General features: G+C 41.6%; 2 protein-coding genes. Both read right to left on the bottom strand.

From position 1 onward, the window contains the following. Positions 1-912 (bottom strand): dipeptide epimerase (locus ACR2F7_RS00415; RefSeq protein ID WP_432711634.1); only part of this gene is annotated, 912 nt, incomplete at its 3' end. Next, entirely contained in the window at positions 909-2,144 is a 1,236-nt protein-coding gene (locus ACR2F7_RS00410) for an NlpC/P60 family protein (RefSeq protein WP_432711633.1), read from the bottom strand. The genes ACR2F7_RS00410 and ACR2F7_RS00415, both read right to left, overlap by 4 nt. Between the last annotated feature and the right edge of the window lie 395 nt (positions 2,145-2,539).

Here is a 2,539-nt window from a genome sequence, read left to right as displayed (position 1 = left end):
CATTCTATGCGCTTCACGCATGCCTGTACATTTCATCAGTTTAATGTTGATACCACTATACACATGGTGTGCTTTCAATACATCGTCTAAACGCTGTACAGACTCATCACCAATGGTAGGAATAGGACTGTTTTCCGTTAGCCAGGCATTATCATCACGCTGCTCTTTGGGCATGCCCTGCTCAATAAAGACCACGCCTTTTTCATGCAGCCAATGTGCCATGTCTAAAGCAAAGGCTTTATCTTTCCAGCCCTGGTTAACATCCACGCAGATGGGCTTGTCGGTTACCTCCCTGATGGTTTCAATCATGTTCTTATCCGTATCACGACCAAGCTTTACCTTTAAGATTTTATAAGGTGCGGCTTCTTTAACTTTCTGACGGATTACCTCTGGTGTATCAATACCTATGGTAAAGGAAGTTGCGGGTGTCTTAGCGGCATCGTAACCCCATATTTTATACCATGGCTGTTTCATGATCTTGCCCACTAAATCGTGCAAAGCAATATCTACGGCTGCTTTTGCGGCACGGTTGCCTTCTTCAATATGGTCTACATAGTTCAAGATGTTCTCCATGTCGAAAGGATCATCAAACTTAGAAAGGTCTACTTTGGCAAGAAATTTCATTACTGTATCATGCGACTCACCCAGGTAAGGGGGCATCGATGCTTCACCATAACCAATAATGCCGTCGTATTCCAATTCTGTTAACACCACAGGTGTGGTAGAACGAGAACTTGTAGCCAGCGTAAATACATGGTTCAATTGTAAAGTATAAGGTCTAAAGCGCAGTTTAAACTTTCCTCTTCCGGCAAACTGCTCACTTGCCTGTGCTAATAGTGGTGCATTGCCCAGCACAATACCTGCACCTGCAATAAGGCTTGTTGATTTTATAAAATCTCTTCTGTTACTCATGGTTTAAGGTTGGTATAGAATTCATGTTGATCCATGCGTTGAATTTGTGGTGTACCGATAGCATCGAGCATGCGGCGAGCACTGACCAAAGTTTTAGTGTTGTAAGCATCATAATCTGCAGCGGAAGCGTCAATACTATTGATCCGCACCATGCCTGCAGATTGTATAAATTGTCCATTACCCATATAGATCGCCGTATGGGTAATACGGGCATTAGGCGTTTTTCCTTTAGCCGCCGCAAAAAACAGCAGGTCTCCAGGCTGTAGGTTTTTCAAAGCTTTCTGCAGGTTAAGGGTGTCGGCTTCTAAAACGTCTACCGGCGTACCCACTAAGGCTTGCTGCGAAGCATCACGTGGAATGACAATGCCGTTTAAGAAATAACTGGTTTTGGTAAAACCACTGCAGTCTACTCCTTTTACCGAAGTTCCACCCCAGAGGTATGGCACCCCTATTAAAGTTTTTGCCGTATTTAAAATTGCTGTAGCCTTTGGATTTGGTCTTTTCACCCAGTTTTGATAGTCGGCCGCAGTTTGCACCGGCACATAAGCCAAGCGCTGATCGGCATATTGAATTTTGTAAAAGCCTTTTTCTTTACCCAAAACTTTAAAGATAGCCCCATTCACTACATCAGATACACGTTGTGATTTTTCATTCGGCGCAGCATAAGTAAAACCATAATCGGCCGTATAAACCAGTTTTTGGGCATTTTTCCAGCTTTGCAAATCATTGGCATCCATTATAGCGAGAGCGGCAGTCTCTACCCATGAAATATATTGATCTGGCGAGCGCACCAAAGCATAGCCACGTTCTTTCTTCAAGAGCTCCACGGGCGTACCCATGAGCATTTGTGTCATCATTTCTGCCGAATGAGCGGGTTCTTTTCTGTTGTTAGCCACTGATAAACGCACTACCCCATATAATTGAGTGCCTAATTCTGCTGCTGGCAATAATTTAGGCTGTACAATAACATTAAGTCCTGCTTTTTGAAATTCACTGCGCAAAGCCGCAACTGCTGAAGGGATGGTGGTTTCCAATTCTACTGTTGCAGTAGGCGTTTCCAGCACTTGAACATTGAATATTGCTGTTCTTTTATCTGGTGCTACTTTTTTTCCTAACTGGGTAGTTAGTTCCTTAATTCGATTAATTAAGTTACTGTCTATAAGCGCCGAAGCGTGTGTTACAGTTGTTACACAAACCAAAAGACAACAAATAAAATGCTTTTTAGAAAACATGGTGGTTAATGGTTTAAGAAAAGGTTTGAGGTATTATTTGAAAGCCTAAATGTAATTTTATTTCACAAAAATAGCAAACAGTGGAATGAATTTTACCTTAAAACCCGCAAGAACACGCAATTTGTTACACAACATCTTGCATGATTCTGCAACATTTTATTAATGATGGTGTTTACAGTTTAAATTTCCGTAAATTTAAGCTAGCCCCTTATCATAGAAACTGCCATGAACCGTTTAATCAAATTTTACGGAACGATCTTATTCCTTTTTGTAACAGCTCATGCTATTGCACAGGAAAAGAACTATAACGTCAGTTTTGAGTTCTACAACCATACCTATAACCTGCAAATAGATTCTTCGATCATCATTACCAAAGCAGTGCAACTCTCTGAGCC

The organism is Pedobacter sp. (assembly GCF_045628745.1).
Lineage (GTDB): Bacteria > Bacteroidota > Bacteroidia > Sphingobacteriales > Sphingobacteriaceae > Pedobacter.
The sequence above is the reverse complement of the archived record's forward strand: the minus strand, read 5'-3'. Positions and strand labels throughout refer to the sequence as shown.

Bases quoted from the DNA above. Each gene is read 5' to 3' on its own strand.
- ACR2F7_RS00410 (WP_432711633.1), bottom strand. From the start codon at position 2,144: ATGTTTTCTAAAAAGCATTTTATTTGTTGTCTTTTGGTTTGTGTAACA.